Annotated in this window: 16 protein-coding genes; 6 read left to right on the forward strand and 10 right to left on the reverse strand. The window is 29.4% G+C overall.

Annotation, left to right across the window (positions count from 1 at the left end; translation table 11 throughout):
* Nucleotides 1-538: 538 nt before the first annotated feature.
* Nucleotides 539-889 carry a 50S ribosomal protein L19 gene (gene rplS / locus WG951_RS16305; RefSeq protein WP_105047994.1) on the reverse strand — a complete coding sequence of 117 codons (351 nt, stop codon included), beginning with the start codon at nucleotides 887-889 and terminating at the stop codon, nucleotides 539-541.
* A gap of 263 nt (nucleotides 890-1,152) precedes the next feature.
* On the opposite strand from rplS, the gene WG951_RS16310 reads away from it, so the two are divergent.
* Together WG951_RS16310 and WG951_RS16315 are read left to right on the forward strand one after the other, a co-directional pair.
* Nucleotides 1,153-1,854: a phosphatase PAP2 family protein gene (locus tag WG951_RS16310; protein ID WP_105047995.1), complete on the forward strand. Its 702-nt coding sequence runs from the start codon at nucleotides 1,153-1,155 to the stop codon at nucleotides 1,852-1,854.
* Nucleotides 1,854-3,353: an ArnT family glycosyltransferase gene (locus WG951_RS16315; protein WP_105047996.1), complete on the forward strand. Its 1,500-nt coding sequence runs from the start codon at nucleotides 1,854-1,856 to the stop codon at nucleotides 3,351-3,353. Before WG951_RS16310 ends, WG951_RS16315 begins: the two co-directional genes overlap by 1 nt.
* On the opposite strand, the gene WG951_RS16320 is transcribed toward WG951_RS16315, so the two are convergent.
* Nucleotides 3,328-4,821: a glycosyltransferase family 39 protein gene (locus WG951_RS16320; RefSeq protein ID WP_105047997.1), complete on the reverse strand. Its 1,494-nt coding sequence runs from the start codon at nucleotides 4,819-4,821 to the stop codon at nucleotides 3,328-3,330. The two genes, WG951_RS16315 and WG951_RS16320, sit on opposite strands and share 26 nt — an antisense overlap.
* Nucleotides 4,822-4,854: 33 nt before the next feature.
* Nucleotides 4,855-5,541 carry a tRNA (guanosine(37)-N1)-methyltransferase TrmD gene (gene trmD / locus WG951_RS16325; RefSeq protein ID WP_105047998.1) on the reverse strand — a complete coding sequence of 229 codons (687 nt, stop codon included), beginning with the start codon at nucleotides 5,539-5,541 and terminating at the stop codon, nucleotides 4,855-4,857.
* 120 nt (nucleotides 5,542-5,661) lie between these two features.
* Here trmD and WG951_RS16330 point away from each other — a divergent pair, with 120 nt between their 5' ends.
* Entirely contained in the window at nucleotides 5,662-6,066 is a 405-nt protein-coding gene (locus WG951_RS16330) for a DUF2721 domain-containing protein (protein ID WP_105047999.1), read from the forward strand.
* A gap of 17 nt (nucleotides 6,067-6,083) precedes the next feature.
* Here the strand turns inward: WG951_RS16330 and WG951_RS16335 are convergent, their stop codons facing one another.
* Nucleotides 6,084-7,349 (reverse strand): chloride channel protein, encoded by a 1,266-nt coding sequence (locus WG951_RS16335; RefSeq protein ID WP_105048000.1) that lies wholly within the window; start codon nucleotides 7,347-7,349, stop codon nucleotides 6,084-6,086.
* 116 nt (nucleotides 7,350-7,465) lie between these two features.
* Complete coding sequence (locus tag WG951_RS16340) at nucleotides 7,466-8,314, reverse strand: DUF2911 domain-containing protein (protein ID WP_105048001.1); 849 nt, start codon at nucleotides 8,312-8,314, stop codon at nucleotides 7,466-7,468.
* 114 nt (nucleotides 8,315-8,428) lie between these two features.
* On the opposite strand from WG951_RS16340, the gene WG951_RS16345 reads away from it, so the two are divergent.
* Nucleotides 8,429-9,190 carry an NAD(P)-binding domain-containing protein gene (locus WG951_RS16345; protein WP_105048002.1) on the forward strand — a complete coding sequence of 254 codons (762 nt, stop codon included), beginning with the start codon at nucleotides 8,429-8,431 and terminating at the stop codon, nucleotides 9,188-9,190.
* Nucleotides 9,191-9,297: 107 nt separating this feature from the next.
* Here WG951_RS16345 and gldG read toward each other — a convergent pair whose 3' ends face one another.
* The 5 genes from gldG to WG951_RS16370 all read right to left on the reverse strand — a co-directional run bounded on the left by gldG (nucleotide 9,298) and on the right by WG951_RS16370 (nucleotide 13,499).
* The gene (gene gldG / locus WG951_RS16350; RefSeq protein WP_105048003.1) at nucleotides 9,298-10,938 is read right to left on the reverse strand and encodes a gliding motility-associated ABC transporter substrate-binding protein GldG; all 1,641 of its coding nucleotides are present in this window, start codon (nucleotides 10,936-10,938) and stop codon (nucleotides 9,298-9,300) included.
* A complete protein-coding gene (gene gldF, locus WG951_RS16355) occupies nucleotides 10,931-11,647 on the reverse strand; it encodes a gliding motility-associated ABC transporter permease subunit GldF (RefSeq protein WP_105048004.1) in 717 nt (238 codons plus the stop codon). Before gldF ends, gldG begins: the two co-directional genes overlap by 8 nt.
* A gap of 135 nt (nucleotides 11,648-11,782) precedes the next feature.
* Nucleotides 11,783-12,310: a GNAT family N-acetyltransferase gene (locus WG951_RS16360; protein WP_105048005.1), complete on the reverse strand. Its 528-nt coding sequence runs from the start codon at nucleotides 12,308-12,310 to the stop codon at nucleotides 11,783-11,785.
* A 27-nt stretch (nucleotides 12,311-12,337) separates the two neighbouring features.
* On the reverse strand, nucleotides 12,338-12,634 hold the full coding sequence (locus tag WG951_RS16365; protein ID WP_105048006.1) for a putative quinol monooxygenase: 297 nt from the start codon (nucleotides 12,632-12,634) through the stop codon (nucleotides 12,338-12,340).
* Nucleotides 12,635-12,638: 4 nt separating this feature from the next.
* On the reverse strand, nucleotides 12,639-13,499 hold the full coding sequence (locus WG951_RS16370) for an SAM hydrolase/SAM-dependent halogenase family protein (RefSeq protein WP_105048007.1): 861 nt from the start codon (nucleotides 13,497-13,499) through the stop codon (nucleotides 12,639-12,641).
* 129 nt (nucleotides 13,500-13,628) lie between these two features.
* On the opposite strand from WG951_RS16370, the gene WG951_RS16375 reads away from it, so the two are divergent.
* The gene (locus tag WG951_RS16375; protein WP_105048008.1) at nucleotides 13,629-14,582 is read left to right on the forward strand and encodes a PhoH family protein; all 954 of its coding nucleotides are present in this window, start codon (nucleotides 13,629-13,631) and stop codon (nucleotides 14,580-14,582) included.
* Between the two features lie 63 nt (nucleotides 14,583-14,645).
* Nucleotides 14,646-15,590: a phosphoribosylaminoimidazolesuccinocarboxamide synthase gene (locus tag WG951_RS16380; protein WP_105048009.1), complete on the forward strand. Its 945-nt coding sequence runs from the start codon at nucleotides 14,646-14,648 to the stop codon at nucleotides 15,588-15,590.
* The last annotated feature ends 67 nt before the right edge of the window (nucleotides 15,591-15,657 follow it).

The following is a 15,657-nucleotide window of genomic DNA, read 5'->3' on the forward strand; positions in this document are numbered from 1 at the left end:
TGGTGATATGGCTTCTTAAAAATAGTGTTTTTGTACTGTTTGTATTACTACAATATCAAATAAAAGTTACCTTTTATATTTCTTTTTTAATAAAGAAATTACTTACTACTATTTCTGGTTTTTGAAACATCCTTAATTTTAATCAAGCATTTTACTTTTTTAGAATTTTTATTAATGTTTCTGTTGTTAATCTTAAAAATTAAACCTTTTTTAAATTGCTAATTATTTAGACAATCAGTAATTTTTAGTTTCAGTTTTATTTTTTAATAAAAGGAAATTTTGGTTATGTTTTTAAATTAACAGGTATAAAGAACGTTACTTTATATAATTTATATGTAATCTTTTTATTGGTATTTATATATCAATAGGTTTAATTAATTATAAATTATACTATAAATATATTATTTTTATAATGGATATATGTTTTTATAACATATTTGTTGTTAACATGTTATAAACTTTAGTTGTAAACATTTGTTAACTAAAAAAGCGTTGTGATTTCTCACAACGCTTTTTAAATACTTTTATGTAAAAGAGATTATCTTCTTTTTTCAGTAATTCTAGCTTTTTTACCAGTAAGACCTCTAAAGTAGAAAATACGAGCTCTACGTACTTTACCTCTTTTGTTAACTTCAATTTTTTGAATAGAAGGTAAGTTTACAGGGAAAATTCTTTCTACACCTACAGTACCAGACATTTTTCTGATTGTAAATGTTTCAGAAGCTGCAACTCCTCTTCTTTGAATAACTACACCTCTAAAAAACTGAGTACGTACTTTTTCTCCCTCTTTAATTTCGTAATAAACAGTGATTGTATCACCTGCTGCAAATTCTGCAAATTCTTTTCTTGTTACAAATTCGTCTTGTACAAATTTTACTAAAGATTCCATATCTTTTAATTTAATTGGTTTTGTAAAGCAACATTCACGATTTCTTCGTCAGAGGTTAATTTAGCGGTTGCAAATTTATAATATTTTTTTTATTTGAAAACTTAAAATTAGATTTATTTTATATTAATTTTTATTCGCTTAAAATTAAGAAAACATTGTCTTTCAAATAATTGTCTTCTAATCGTTTATATAGGCTTAAAGATATATTAATGTTATTGTTATATAGGTAAAATAGTTTTGAGGCATCAACTAACCAATATAATATGGAACAAGTAATTACTCTAAATAGACGATTAAATAAAAAAAGAAGTAAAAAAGTATTAAGAAATTTTTTAAAAGTAAAAGATAATCTGTCTATAATTTTGTTAGATATCAAACAAGAAATAGTTATTATTTATAGCTTGTTTTTCTTATTGCTATTAACTTTTGTATTGCTTTTTAATAAATTTACATTGCATTTAAAAATTAATCAATTTCATTCTTCTTTTTTTGATCTACTTTTTAAATATAGTACTTTTTTAGGAGATGGAGTTCTATTTGCTATTTTAGGCGTTGTCTTCTTTTTTATCAAAAGAAAAATGACTTATGTGTTTCTTGTAAGTGGTGTTTTAACTTTATTAATTACACATCTTTTTAAAAAGATATTATTTAAAGGAATATTAAGACCAGTAGGTGCTTTGGGAGAAGAAAGTTTACATTTAATTGAGGGAGTAAAAATGGCAATGATGAACTCTTTTCCGTCTGGTCATACTACAACTGCTTTTGCAATTTTTACAATTTTATGTTTGTATTTCTCAAAATGTAAATCGCAATATATATGGATTTCTTTAGCAATTATAGCGAGTTTATCTAGAGTTTATTTATCGCAACATTTTTTGATTGATATTTTTGTAGGTTCTTTTATAGGTATTTTAATAGGGATTGTTAGTATGGCAATTTTTAAAGAGCACAAAAATATTGTTTAATGCACATACCTTATAAAAAAACTGCTTTTTTTGTAATAATAATAAGCACCATTTTTAGGCTCTTTTGGGCTAGTCAGTTAGAGTTTGGTAACGACGAGGTGTATTACTGGTTGTATGCAAAATACCCAGATTTAAGTCATTTTGATCATCCGAGTATGGTTGGTTTTTTTATTCAGTTTTTTACAGCGAATTTATATTTCGATTCAGAATTAGCCATTCGGTTAGCTGCAATTTTACCTACAAGTATTGCTATGTATGTTGTTTTTTTGATAGGAAGGTATCTAAAAAATGATTTTGTAGGTCTTTTAAGTGTTTTACTTTATAATATTAGTATTTATGGATTAATTATTTCTGGAACATTTATTTTACCCGATGCACCCATGGTTTTGTTTTGGTTGTTGGCTTTTTATTTTCTGATTCAGGTAGTTCCATATCAACCTAAAAAAGAGAATTTGCTAAAACTATTTTTAGGGTTTTTATGTATTGGTTTAGCTATCTACTCTAAATACCAAGCAATTTATTTATTGTTAGGTGTTGGTTTGTATGTATTGTTTTTTAATAGAAAGTGGTTGCTTAAATGGCAATTTTATGTTGCTTTTATTTTTCCTTTTGTAGCAGTTGGACTTATTGTTTATTGGAATTATCAAAATGATTTTATAAGTTACAAATTCCATAATGAAAGAGTTTCTTTTTTTAATTTAAAGTTCCGTCAAGCTTCATTTCTTAGAGAAATTGTTGGGCAAATTATCTATAACAATCCATATATTTTTGTAACTATTATTTTAATGATTGTTGCTTTTATTAAGAAAAATTTCTTTTTTGATAAAAAAATAGTACGTTTCTTTTTGTTGTTTTCTATTCCGTTAATGGCAACAACTATTTACTTATCTTTATCTAGAGATACGTTACCGCACTGGTCTAGTGTATCCTATTTAACCTTACTACCGTTATTGGCAGTATATATATCCACAAATAAAAATATTCGAAGAAATTTAATAATAGGTTGTGCTTTTTTAATGATTTTGTTAAGTGGTGTTGCTTTAGAAATTAATAATGGATGGGTTTTACCAGTTCAAATTACAGAAACAAAAGAAATTTTAGGAAGAAAAGATGCGTTAATGGATTTGTATGGTTGGCAACAAGCTTCTAAAAAAGTAACAAAAGTTTTACAGGCTCATAATTTAACCAATTTACCAATAATTTCCGATCAATGGTATCCTGCTGCACATATAGATTATTATATAGCAAAACCTAATAATATGTTAGTATATGGAGTAGGAGCATTGACTAAAATTCATAAATATTATTGGATTAATAGTCAAAATAGAGCATTAACAAATCATAAAGTTTTGTATATAACAGACAGCAGAAACTTTAGAAACCCTGCAAAAGTTTATAGTAAAAAATACAATCAGTTTAAATTAATAGAAACCATACCAATTCTTAGAAATAAAGAAACAGTAAAATATGTTTTTATTTATCTGTTGATAAGGGATTAGGTTGGTAATTTTCGCAATAAAACACCCAGAATTTACGAGATTCTTTTCCGTTAATTTTAATAATGATTGGTGTTAATTCTGTTACTTTTTCGAAATAATTATCTAATAAAGTAGAATAATCGCCTTTTTTATTACTGTTTTTAAAACGCTTGTCTGAATCTATAAATAAAGCGTTTTTAGTGTTTAAAGTTGATAAATCATCTCCTAAATAATCAAAATGTAAGGCAGGTAAACCGATAATGTTTTGTGCATACACTTTTTCGTCCATAAAAAAGTTTAAACAAGCAGATGTTTTATAATTATCATCAGAAAAAACAAACGTATTTGGATGTGTTTCTTGTAGTTTTTTGGTTTCTAAAGCCAATTCTTTCCATCCAACCCAAGTATCATCACTTTTAATAGGTACTAAATAAAATAAAATTTGCAAGCTAAAAAGTACATGAAAAACGATTGAAATAACAACTTGAATTTTTAATAATTTCTTGTTGATAAACATACCCGCTAAAATGATTCCTGTAATATAAGAAGGCATCATCCAATTTAGTTTTACCCAATAAATAGGAGTAAGGCTAAAAAATCCAACAAAAGTTGGGATAAAAAACGCTAATAAAAATAATGTTTTAGCGGTAGGAATTTTAAATTTTAATAAGGCTCTTTTTATATATTTATAGGTAAACGTAATAAAGACTAAAAATAAAACAGGTACTAATAAAAACATTTGATGACCAATAGCGCCAAAGAAGTTTTTAGGAGATATTTTAAATTCTGAAATAGAATTTGTTCTGTCTGATGATTGAAACATAAATGATGCAAAGTCATTTTGGTAGTTCCAATACCAAACCGGAAATGTAACAGCAGCAGAAATAATTAAAGAAATCCAAACCCAAGGAGATAGTAATAGTTTTCTGTATTTGTTAGAAAATACTAGAAAGGCAATTAGTCCTATTTGTAGTAATAATGCAGTGTATTTACTGTCGAATGCCAGTCCCATTGCAATTCCGCCTAAAATCCAAAACCACTTTTTTTCTTCAAATATTGCTTTGTATAAACAAATTAAACTCAGTGTCCAGAATAATAATAACGGAACGTCTGGAGTAGAATTAAAAGATAAAATGGAAACAAAAATGGTTGAGGCTAATAAAACAATGGCTCTTTGCAGTTTTTGTTTTGATAAAAAATAAGAAGCCAGTTTATAAAAACTGAATATAGTTAATGATGTAATTACAAAATCTGCAAATTTTATGGTAAAAATAGAGTGTCCAAAAATTTCTGTAAAAATTCTTAAAATGTATCCAATCATTCCTGGATGATCAAAATAAGAAAGCGATAAGTTTTGTCCGTATAAATAGTAATAAGCGTCTTGTGGCATTAACCCCATAAATGGGAGTAATAGCAATCTAAAGATTTGAAAACCTAAAACCCAAGAAATGGCTTTATTGTTTGTTATGAGTGTTTTTATTTTATTCAAAGTATTGGTTCTTAAATTTATACTTAAAAACCACTAAGAGGTTTCGTCGTCTAATAAATCGGGTCTAATTTCTTCTGTTCTTTTGTAGGCTTGGTCGCTTCTCCAATCATCAATTTTAGGAAAATTACCAGATAACAATATTTCTGGCACCTTCATTCCTTCAAATTCAGAGGGTCTTGTGTATACAGGCGGAGATAATAAGTTATCCTGAAAAGAATCTGTAAGTGCAGATTGTTCATCGCCAATAACGCCAGGTATTAACCGTACAACAGCATCTACTAAAACGGCTGCCGCTAGTTCGCCTCCTGTTAAAACATAATCTCCAATAGAAATTTCTTTGGTAATATATTTATCACGAATTCTTTGATCTACACCTTTATAATGCCCCGTTAAAATTAATATGTTTTCTTTTAAAGAGAGTGTATTTGCAGTAGATTGGTTTAGTGTTTTGGCATCTGGAGTCATATAAATAACTTCATCATACGTTCTCTCTGATTGTAGTTTTTTAATGCAATTTGCAATAGGCTCAATCATCATAACCATACCAGCACCACCACCAAATTGGGTGTCGTCTATTTGTTTGTAATTTCCCAAACCATATTCACGTAAATCGTGAATTTTAATTTCTGCCAAACCTTTGTCTTTTGCACGTTTAATAATTGAGTGATTAAACGGACTCTCTAATAAATCTGGGGCAACTGAAATAATATCTATTCGCATGTGGCAAATGTAATGTTTTTGTTGGGTATTCGAAATACTTGATTTTAGATATCTAAGCGATTAAAATTAAAAATTATTTCCTTTACTTGCCGCTGATTATTCCTTAAATTTGATACCTATATGGAAGAATTAACATTAACAACACCCGCCGTTTTATTTTCTGCAATCTCTTTAATTATGTTAGCATATACAAATCGATTTTTAGCGTATGCAGCTGTAATTAGAAATTTACATGATATTTATTTAGAAAGACAAGACCATTCTTTACTAAGACAAATTAAGAATTTAAAATTACGTCTAAACCTAACAAGATGGATGCAAATATTCGGAATATCTAGTTTGTTGTTTTGTGTGGTAACTATGTTTTTAATCTATGTACATTTAAACACAATGGCAGTTTGGGTATTTGGTTTAGCCTTAATTTTACTAATTATTTCTCTTTCTCTGTTGATAAAAGAAATACAGATTTCTACGCAAGCTTTACAGCATCATATTGCTGATATTGAAGAACATTTAGAGAAATAAGTATTTATAATTATTTTTTATTTATCCATTTGAGAACCAATAAAGGCTGTTTTAGGAGCTAAAAAATAACCTGTTAAACTCGCAAATAAAATAGGGATAAAATAAGAAAAACCTGTTAGTGTTGCTAGTAAAATGGTGGTGCTCATTGGTGTTCTTGTTACACAGGCATTTATAGCTGCCATACAGCTAATGATTGCTAAAGAAACATTTATAGCCGGAAAAAAATGATGTATAATTAAACCAAGTGTAGTCCCTATAAAAAATAAAGGAATAATAAAACCACCTCGCCAGCCAGAAGTTACAGTAACAGAAATAGCTAGAAGCTTAAAAATTAGGATTAAAAATAAAGTGTTAATAGAAAAATCATTATTTAATAAAGCGTTAATTTCTTCGTGCCCAAAATACCTTGTTAAAGGAAAGTAATAAGAAATTACACCAAGTACTATTCCGCCTAGTAAGGTTTTAATGTAAATAGGAGTATTGATTTTTTTAAAAAGAGATTTTAAAAATTTTGTACAATAAATAAATAGCCAACCTACCATTGTTGCTACGATTGCTAATAAAACAGCAATTCCAAAATCAAAAGTACCAGAATACTCATAAGTGGGTAAACTCCAAGTTGCTCCTAATCCTAAATGAATAATTAGCGCAAATACAATATAACTAAAACAACTCGCTACTAATGCAGGTATAATGGCTTTATAATATTCTACGGCATGTTTGTGATGTAATATTTCTAAAGAAAATAAACTTCCACCTAATGGGGCGCCAAATAAGGCGGTAAAACCAGATGCCATACCTGCAATACTTAAAGAGCGTAATTCTTCTCCTTTTAATCGAAATATTTTACCTAACCAAGTACCTGTAGATCCTGTTATTTGTACTAAAGGAGCTTCAGGGCCTAAACTTCCTCCAGAAGCAACACAAAGCAAAGACGAAAGTATCATTGATGGATTGTTCTTTGGGTCTAGCTTTCCTTTATTAAAACGAATATTATCTACAATTAAATGAATTTCCCCAGGATCGCCAATAAAATGAATAATGTAACCTGCCAATAAACCACAAATAGCCATGGTTGGTATTACCAACCAACCATCAAAAAAAGCAATTTTATGAATTAAAAATTCTAATACAATCCAATAAGCTCCTGCAATAACTCCACCAATTAAACCAAGCAGTGCCCAAAGTAAAAAAGTACGATTAACAACAAATGGATTAAATTTTATAGGTTGGTCTAGTATACTAGAATATGATACTAATTTTCTTCTCCTTTTAAGTTTCACTTTTGATGTATTTTTTAAGTATCAGTAAACAGCGAAATTAGATGAAAATAATACAGAAACAAAAAAATCTCAAGCTTTCGGCTTGAGATTTTTATATTTTTAAAAAGGATTACAATTTACATTGCTCCCCATTCCTTTAAAGAGGCTTTGTTCATTTTTACATAACCTGCATTTCCTGCTTTTTCAGCATATTTTAAAGACTCTTTAGCGGCTTTAATTGCGCCTTTTTTGTCTCCTGCTTTAGCATGAATTAAAGATTGTTTGCGTAAAAAATAGAATTTTGGATCGTCAGAACTCATTTCTACAGCCTTGTCAATCCAAGTTTGTGCTTTTTTAATATCTTTTCCAGCTTCTAAATAATAAGAAGCAGATGCGTAATAATCGTTTGCAGAAGGACCACTCATAACGGCGTTAATTTGTTTGGCAACCATTGCCTCTGTTGGTGTTTCAAACTTTAAACCAACATACGTGTTTTCCCATAAAATACCTAAAACAGCAGAACTATTTGTTAGATCATCAAACATCATGGTAAAAGTTTCAATTTTCACAGGCATCGTTTGTACCGCTGCTTTTGCTTGTAAAGCCACTTTAGTGTCATCCCAGTTTTTTGGATTTCCCCAGTTTGTTGCATCAGCATAAAAAATTACATCCCAAGATTCTTTTCCTGGTTTTGTGTATAAAGCATATGTCCCTTTTTTTAACTCTTTACCATCAATGGTAACATCTGTAGAAAAAGTAATTTTTGTATTTGAGTTTGCTCCAGTTCTCCAAACTTCATTAAAAGGTACCAAATCTCCAAAAATAGTTCTACCTCTCATTCCTGGTCTAGAGTATTCTAAAGTAACATCTGTTAATCCTACTGTTTGTTCTATTTTTTGAGAAGGACTAGGTGCTGGTGTTTTAATTTGTGCATTTGAAGTAAGTGTACATGCCGCAACAAATAAGGATAATATAATTTTTTTCATTCTAATTGGTTTTTAGTTTTAGTTATTTTCAAAATTACGATTTCAAAAAACGTATAACGTTAACAAAACCTTAAAATAAACTGATGTATCTTTGTTTTTATTGATACATTTTTTATGAAGAGAGTAAGTGTTTTAGGTTGTGGCTGGTTGGGTAAATCATTAGCAATTTCATTATTAGATGAAGGGTATTCTGTAAAAGGTTCTACTACTTCAGAAGATAAATTAGAGTTGTTAGAAATGAATAATATTGATCCTTATATTGTTAATATTTCTGAATTTGAGGAGTTTGATGATTTCTTATCTGCGGATATTTTAATTATAGCTATTACCTCTAAAGATGTGGATGGTTTCGAAAACTTAATTTCGCAAATAGAAAATTCTGAGATTCAAAAAGTAATTTTTATCAGTTCTACATCTGTTTACGGAAGATTAAATAAAGTGATGACAGAAGAGGATGCTGTTTTAAAAACTCCGTTAACAGAAATTGAAAACTTATTTAGAGAAAACACTTTTTTTGAGACAACAATTATTCGCTTTGCGGGTTTATTTGGCGATGTAAGACAACCTAGTAATTGGTTTAAAAACGGACGAAAAATTCCGCAGCCAAAAGGATTTGTAAACATGATTCATAAAGAAGACTGTATCGAAATTATACATGAAATTATTGATCAAAACTGTTGGAATGAAACGTTTAATGCCTGTTCTAATCATCACCCAACAAGAAGAGAGTTTTATACAATAGCAAAATTAAGTAACGATTTTGAGGTGCCTGAATTTGAAGAGAACGAAGTGTATGAATGGAAAATTATCAGTTCTAAAAAAGTACAAGAAGTGTTAGGATATACTCTTATTCATGATGATTTACTTTCTATTTAAGGTTTAAGGTTTAAAGTTCAAAGTTCAAAGTTTAAAGTTAAAAAGTTTCAATTTTTTTATTTTTGCTAACTGCTAACTGCTAACTGCTAACTGCTAACTGCTAACTGCTAAGAATACTTCCTCTTTCTTAAGTAGTTAAAAACAAATCCAAAAGAAAATAATAGAATTAACGGTAAAACAATATTTAAAAACTGCCAGAAAGTACGCTCTTTAAAGGCTTTTTGCTTGTCTAGTGTTCTTATCTGTAATGTTTTGTTTCTTAGTTGAATTAAGCCTTCATCATCTAATAAATAATCAACCGTATTTAAAAGAAAATCTTTATTTCCAAACTGTTGGTTTGTCCATTTATCTCTATTTAAATCGAAAGGTTGTTCTTTTAAAATTTGATTTTTTCCAACATCACCATCAGAAATAATAACCATTTTATTATCGATAGCGTTCTCTTTAAAAAGAGGAGTTTCAAAAGGTTTTACTCGGTTTTTATATGCCGATTTAAAATTACCTTCTAATAAAACTGCAAATAGTTGATGACCATTATTATAATCTTCTTCAACAACTTCATCAGCAATAGACTGTAATTCTATAAAACTAGGTGTTCCAACTTTTTTGGTCAATAAAGAACTCATCAATAAAGGTGTTTTCTTGATGTTGTTTTTTAACGTATCAATCTGGTTTGCAAATTGTAATCTTACCGGAGAAACATTTTTTGTTATGGGATGATTTGGATTGCCACCAACTAACGGGTGAAAATACCAATCTAAATTTTTAAACTGCGTTTGATTGCCTACTTTTCCGGTTGCTAACGGAATTTGAGCGGCATATAAATCTTTAATCAATGTGGTGTTTATTCTTACTCCGTAAGAGAATAATAAATCGGTTAAATTTAAATCTCTTGGATAGGCCAACATTTTACCGTTTGTAAATAAACTGTCTTGATCTGCTTGCACATTGTCTATCATCCACAATGTTTTTCCGCCATTGGCGATAAACTGATCTAAAGTAAGCTTTTCTTTCTCTGTAAATTTTTGCGTAGGTTTTGCAATAATTGCCAAATCTAAAGACGTTAAATCTTTTAACGTTTGTTGTGGTTTTGTTGCTACAGAATCTAACGTGAATTTGGCTAATCTGTATTTTTTAGCAACTTCACTTAAAAAACTATATTGGTAAATGTCTTGTAATTCTCCGTTTCCTGTAATTACAGCAACTCTTTTTTGCTTCTTTTGAATAACAGAATTAATAGCATTAGAAAAACTATATTCTAAATTTTCGATGGCTTTTTGTAATTGCTCATCTTGTGATGCTACAATGGCATTGGGTAACAAAGAAACGATGGTTGCTTTTTTACCATAAGATACTTCTACCCAAGGAAAAATAATAGCTTCAGACAATTTTCCTTCTTCTTCTACAGTTAATTGACTTGGCAACATACCTCGTTTTATTAACGCTTCTCGCTGATTATCTGGTGCTTCGAAATTGATTTTTATATTTGTATTTGTTGCTGCTAATTCTTCTAAATACTGACGGGTTTCTACTTGTAACCTTTTAAATTCTGAAGGAAAATCTCCTTCTAAATAAACGGTGATAAATAGAAGTTCATCAACTTTAGAAACAATGTTTTCTGTAGTTTTAGAAAGTGTGTAACGTTTGTCTGCTGTTAAATCTAATCGTTTATAAAATGATTGGCTAAGGATGTTTAAAACGATTAAGCCTACAATTAGAATTGCGATGTTTTTTATTTTCCTATTCATTATCTAAACGTGTTTTAGTGATGAATAAAAAGAATACTGTTATGCTTAAAAAGTAAATAATATCTCGTGTGTCAATTACACCTCTAGAAATACTTTTAAAATGTTCATTAAATCCCAATTGTTTAACGGTTAAATCATTACCAAGTGAGTCTGAAATGGCATCAAAACCGTAGTATAAAAATAAGGTGATAAAAACGCCTAATATAAAAGCTACAATTTGGTTTTTAGAAATTGTAGATGTAAATAAACCAATCGCAGTATAGGCTGCTGCTAAAAATAATAAACCAATATAAGAACCAATAGTGCTGCCAAAATCGATGTTTCCAACAGGGTTTCCTAATTGAGTAACGGTGTAAACATAGGTTAAAGTGGGTATTAGTGCAACGATAACTAATAGGAGTGAAGCCGAAAACTTACCTAAAACAATTTGCCAATCAGAAATTGGTTTTGTTTTTAAGAGTTCTATGGTTCCGCTGTTAAATTCGTCGGCAAAACTTTTCATGGTAATAGCCGGAATCAGAAATAAAAAGACCCAAGGAGCAAAAAAGAAAAATGAATTTAAATCTGCAAAACCTGCATTTAAAATATTAAAATCACTTTTAAAAACCCATAAAAATAAACCGTTTATCAATAAAAAAACACCAATAACCAAATAGGCAATGGTACTTGCGAAAAATGAGTTGAATTCTTTTTTTAGGATTGCTATCAAATGTTAAATTTTTATGATTCTAAAAGTATACAAACAATTGTCATTTCAAATTTTACTAAAAAACGTATAGAATATAGATTTCTCTTCGTTCCTCATTCGAAATGACAATTGATGTTTTAATTTTTTTCAGATTTTCTATTTTTCTAACTTGTAAATTCTGTTGTCTTCAAAATTTTCGTCTGTTCTTTCTGTTTGCAAATCAAAATCTAGTTTGTCTAATAACGCAATAGAAGCCGTATTATTTTTATGTGTAAAAGCTTCTATGGTTTTTAATCCCATTTTTTCGAAACCAAATTCTAAAACCTCTTCAAAAGCTTCTGTCATGTAACCTCTTTCTTGATAATCAGGATGAATTTCGTACCCAATTTCTGCATAATTATCTGCAACATCAAAATTACGTAATCCAATGGTTCCTAATAATTCAGAACTATTATTAGATTGTAATACCCAAAAAATCCCTTTGTTTTCGGCTACTAAATTAGAAATTTCATCGATAAAAGCTCTAGATTCCGATAAATTTTTTGGTGGTACTCTGCTTATAAATTCATTCACCTCCTTGTTTGCTCTTAAACCAAAAATTGCTTTTGCATCCTCTAAGTTTATTGCTCTTAATGTTAATCTTTCTGTTTCTAAAACAGGGAAAGTAGTAAAGTCGAAATCCATTTTTATGTTTATTATTTGTCTTAATTTTTATTGTAAACTCACTTTTTTGTCTACGCTCCAAGCCAAAGGTTTATCATTAAAAAGCGCCTTTGTTTTTGCCCAAACTTCTTTAAAAAGTAGCGAGTTTCTATATGTTTCTAAATCTTCTTCTTTTTCCCAGTAAGAATAAGTAAAAAAGATTTCAGGGGTTGTTTTGTCTTGATATAGTTCTAATAAGGTGCATCCTTTAGAAGCTCTAATTAATGTTTTTTTCTCTTCAAATATTGATAAAAATGATTCGATATGTTCTTTGTGAAAGCTCATTTTTACGATTCTTACAAACATATTTTTAAGTTAAAGGTGAAAAATCTGGCTGTGAGTCATTAATAAAATCTATGGTTATAGAGTCTCTATAGTTTAAACCTAATAGAGTAGATGCCCCTCCAACGGTTTCTAAATTACTTCTATAAATAGCAATTTCTAAATATCCGGCAGAATTAAAAATAGCCAATCTACTGCCGTCATATTGTATGCTATCGTGAGCATTATCTCCGGTTACTTCATTGTATTTTGCAAATATTTTTGTAAAAAAATAACGACTAGCACTTACTTTAAAACGACGTCCTCTACCAATGGAGTTAAACATTTTTTTACTGATATTACTAATTACGTTTCCATAATTATCAATATAAACAACGCCTCCAATAATTTTATTTTTTTCTTGATTTACCTTAGGTTGAATTTCAATTAATTTTTTATAATCCTTAATTTCTTTACCAATCACTGTTAAATTTCCGCCTCTGGCGATAAAACAAGCAACTTGTACAAAAACATCTAAAACAGGAAAACTACTTTCTATTCTGTCATGAATATTAATTTCTACAATTTTTGTAGGATTAATTTCAGAAGCAATCATAGAGATTAAGCCATTATCCGGACAAACAAAAAAATGATTGTCTAATTCTATGGTAATATGTTTATTGTCGTTACTTAATTCAGAGTCTACACCAACAATGTGTATGGTGCCATCAGGAAAACTTTTGTAAGAGTTTTTTAAAATATAAGCCGTTTCTGTAATGTTAAAAGGAGAAATTTCGTGTGTAATATCAACAATTTTAGCATCCGGAAGTTCTGAGTAAATAGCTCCTTTTACAGCGCCAACAAAGTGGTCTTTTGTTCCAAAATCTGTTGTTAAAGTGATTATAGACATTAAAAAATGGGCTGTTAATTAATTGTGTAAAAGTTGTTAACTATTTAACGCAAATCTAATCATTTTAAAAAAATTATTGGTTATTTTTAGTTGAAATATAAATGTAATCTATTAATAAAAATTAATCATTTGAACGAACGCATTATAGAGCTTACAGAAATCAATCCGAAAGATTTTTTTGGAGCACAAAACAGTACTATAGAGCAATTAAAAAAGTATTTTCCTAAAATTAAAATCGTAGCTCGCGGATCTAAACTTAAAGTTTATGGAGACCCAGAAATTTTAGATGAGTTTGAAACTAGATTAGAACGCTTAATAAAGTATTTTAATACCTACAATAAGTTAGATGAAAATAGTATTGAACGTATTTTAACTTCTAACGGAAATGATGAAAAAACAGCTTCGGCAAAAAATGCGAGAGAAGTTTTAGTACATGGTGTTGGTGGTAGGTTAATTAAACCCCAAACAGATAACCAACGTAAGATGGTTACCTTAATGAATAAAAATGACATGTTGTTTGCCGTAGGGCCAGCAGGAACAGGAAAAACTTATACCGCTGTTGCATTAGCGGTAAAAGCATTAAAAGAAAGAGAAGTTAGAAGAATTATTTTAACAAGACCTGCGGTAGAATCTGGTGAAAATTTAGGGTTTCTACCTGGAGATTTAAAAGAAAAATTAGATCCTTATATGCAACCTTTATATGATGCTTTAAGAGATATGATTCCGCATGAAAAATTAGAATCTCATATAGAAAAAGGAGTCATACAAATTGCACCTTTGGCATTTATGCGTGGTAGAACTTTAGACAATGCCTTTGTTATTTTAGACGAAGCGCAAAATACTACCCATAATCAAATGAAGATGTTTTTAACAAGAATGGGTAAAAGTGCTAAGTTTATTATTACAGGAGATCCTGGACAGATAGATTTACCTAGAAAGCAGGTTTCTGGTTTAAAAGAGTCTTTATTAGCGCTAAAAGATATTGATGGAATTGCCCAAGTTTATTTAGACGATAAAGATGTGGTAAGACATCGTTTGGTAAGAAAAATTATTAGTGCTTATAAAAGTATAGAAACAGAATAAAAATTTTAGTTGTTAGTAACTAGTCTTTAGTTTATTTTTGCGCCCACAACAACATAACATATAATGAATACAATTAACGATACGAATTTTAAATTTCCGAATCAGAAGTCTGTTTATATAGGGAAAGTAAGAGAAGTTTATAATATTAATGATGAACTTTTGGTGATGATTGCAACAGATAGATTGTCTGCGTTCGACGTTGTTTTACCGCGTCAGATTCCGTTTAAAGGTCAGATTTTAAATCAGATTGCCACAAAAATGATGAATGATACCGCAGATATTGTTCCTAATTGGTTAATTGCAAACCCAGATGAAAATGTAGCTGTAGGGCATTTGTGTGAACCATTTAAAGTAGAAATGGTTATTCGTGGTTATATGTCTGGTCACGCAGCGCGTGAATATAAATTAGGTAAAAGAACTTTATGTGGTGTTGAAATGCCAGAAGGATTAAAGGAAAACGATAAATTTCCAGAACCTTTAATAACACCTTCTACCAAGGCAGATAATGGCGATCATGATGAAGATATTTCTCGTGAAGACATTTTATCAAAAGGAATTGTTTCTGAAGCAGATTATTTAGTTTTAGAAGATTATACACGTAAATTATTTGCTAGAGGTACCGAAATTGCAGCAAAAAGAGGGTTGATTTTAGTAGATACTAAATATGAATTTGGTAAAACTAAAGAAGGAAAAATAGTATTGATTGATGAAATTCATACTCCAGATTCTTCTCGTTATTTTTATGCAGAAGGCTATCAAGAAAGACAAGACAAAGGCGAAAGTCAAAAACAACTATCTAAAGAATTTGTACGCCAGTGGTTAATTGAAAACGGTTTTCAAGGAAAAGACGGGCAGCAAGTTCCAGAAATGAATGATGAAAAAATCATCGAAATTTCTAATAGATATATAGAATTATACGAACAAATTACTGGAGAAGCTTTTGTAAAGGCTTCTACAGAAAATGTATTACAAAGAATTGAAGAGAATGTACTTCAATTCTTAAAATAATATATTTGTTTGTGTCATTGCGAGGAGGAACGACGCGGCAATCTTATCAATATTAGTTAAAAATCAA

The sequence above is a fragment of the Polaribacter butkevichii genome, from assembly GCF_038024105.1.
GTDB classification, from domain to species: domain Bacteria; phylum Bacteroidota; class Bacteroidia; order Flavobacteriales; family Flavobacteriaceae; genus Polaribacter; species Polaribacter butkevichii.

Coding starts and splice junctions, on each gene's coding strand:
- trmD (WP_105047998.1), bottom strand. CDS start 5,541: ATGCGAATAGATATTATTTCAGTTGCCCCAGATTTATTAGAGAGTCCG.
- WG951_RS16310 (WP_105047995.1), top strand. CDS start 1,153: ATGGAACAAGTAATTACTCTAAATAGACGATTAAATAAAAAAAGAAGT.
- WG951_RS16330 (WP_105047999.1), top strand. CDS start 5,662: ATGGAAGAATTAACATTAACAACACCCGCCGTTTTATTTTCTGCAATC.
- rplS (WP_105047994.1), bottom strand. CDS start 889: ATGGAATCTTTAGTAAAATTTGTACAAGACGAATTTGTAACAAGAAAA.
- WG951_RS16380 (WP_105048009.1), top strand. CDS start 14,646: ATGAATACAATTAACGATACGAATTTTAAATTTCCGAATCAGAAGTCT.
- WG951_RS16315 (WP_105047996.1), top strand. CDS start 1,854: ATGCACATACCTTATAAAAAAACTGCTTTTTTTGTAATAATAATAAGC.
- WG951_RS16370 (WP_105048007.1), bottom strand. CDS start 13,499: ATGTCTATAATCACTTTAACAACAGATTTTGGAACAAAAGACCACTTT.
- WG951_RS16365 (WP_105048006.1), bottom strand. CDS start 12,634: ATGTTTGTAAGAATCGTAAAAATGAGCTTTCACAAAGAACATATCGAA.
- WG951_RS16345 (WP_105048002.1), top strand. CDS start 8,429: ATGAAGAGAGTAAGTGTTTTAGGTTGTGGCTGGTTGGGTAAATCATTA.
- WG951_RS16340 (WP_105048001.1), bottom strand. CDS start 8,314: ATGAAAAAAATTATATTATCCTTATTTGTTGCGGCATGTACACTTACT.
- gldG (WP_105048003.1), bottom strand. CDS start 10,938: ATGAATAGGAAAATAAAAAACATCGCAATTCTAATTGTAGGCTTAATC.
- WG951_RS16360 (WP_105048005.1), bottom strand. CDS start 12,310: ATGGATTTCGACTTTACTACTTTCCCTGTTTTAGAAACAGAAAGATTA.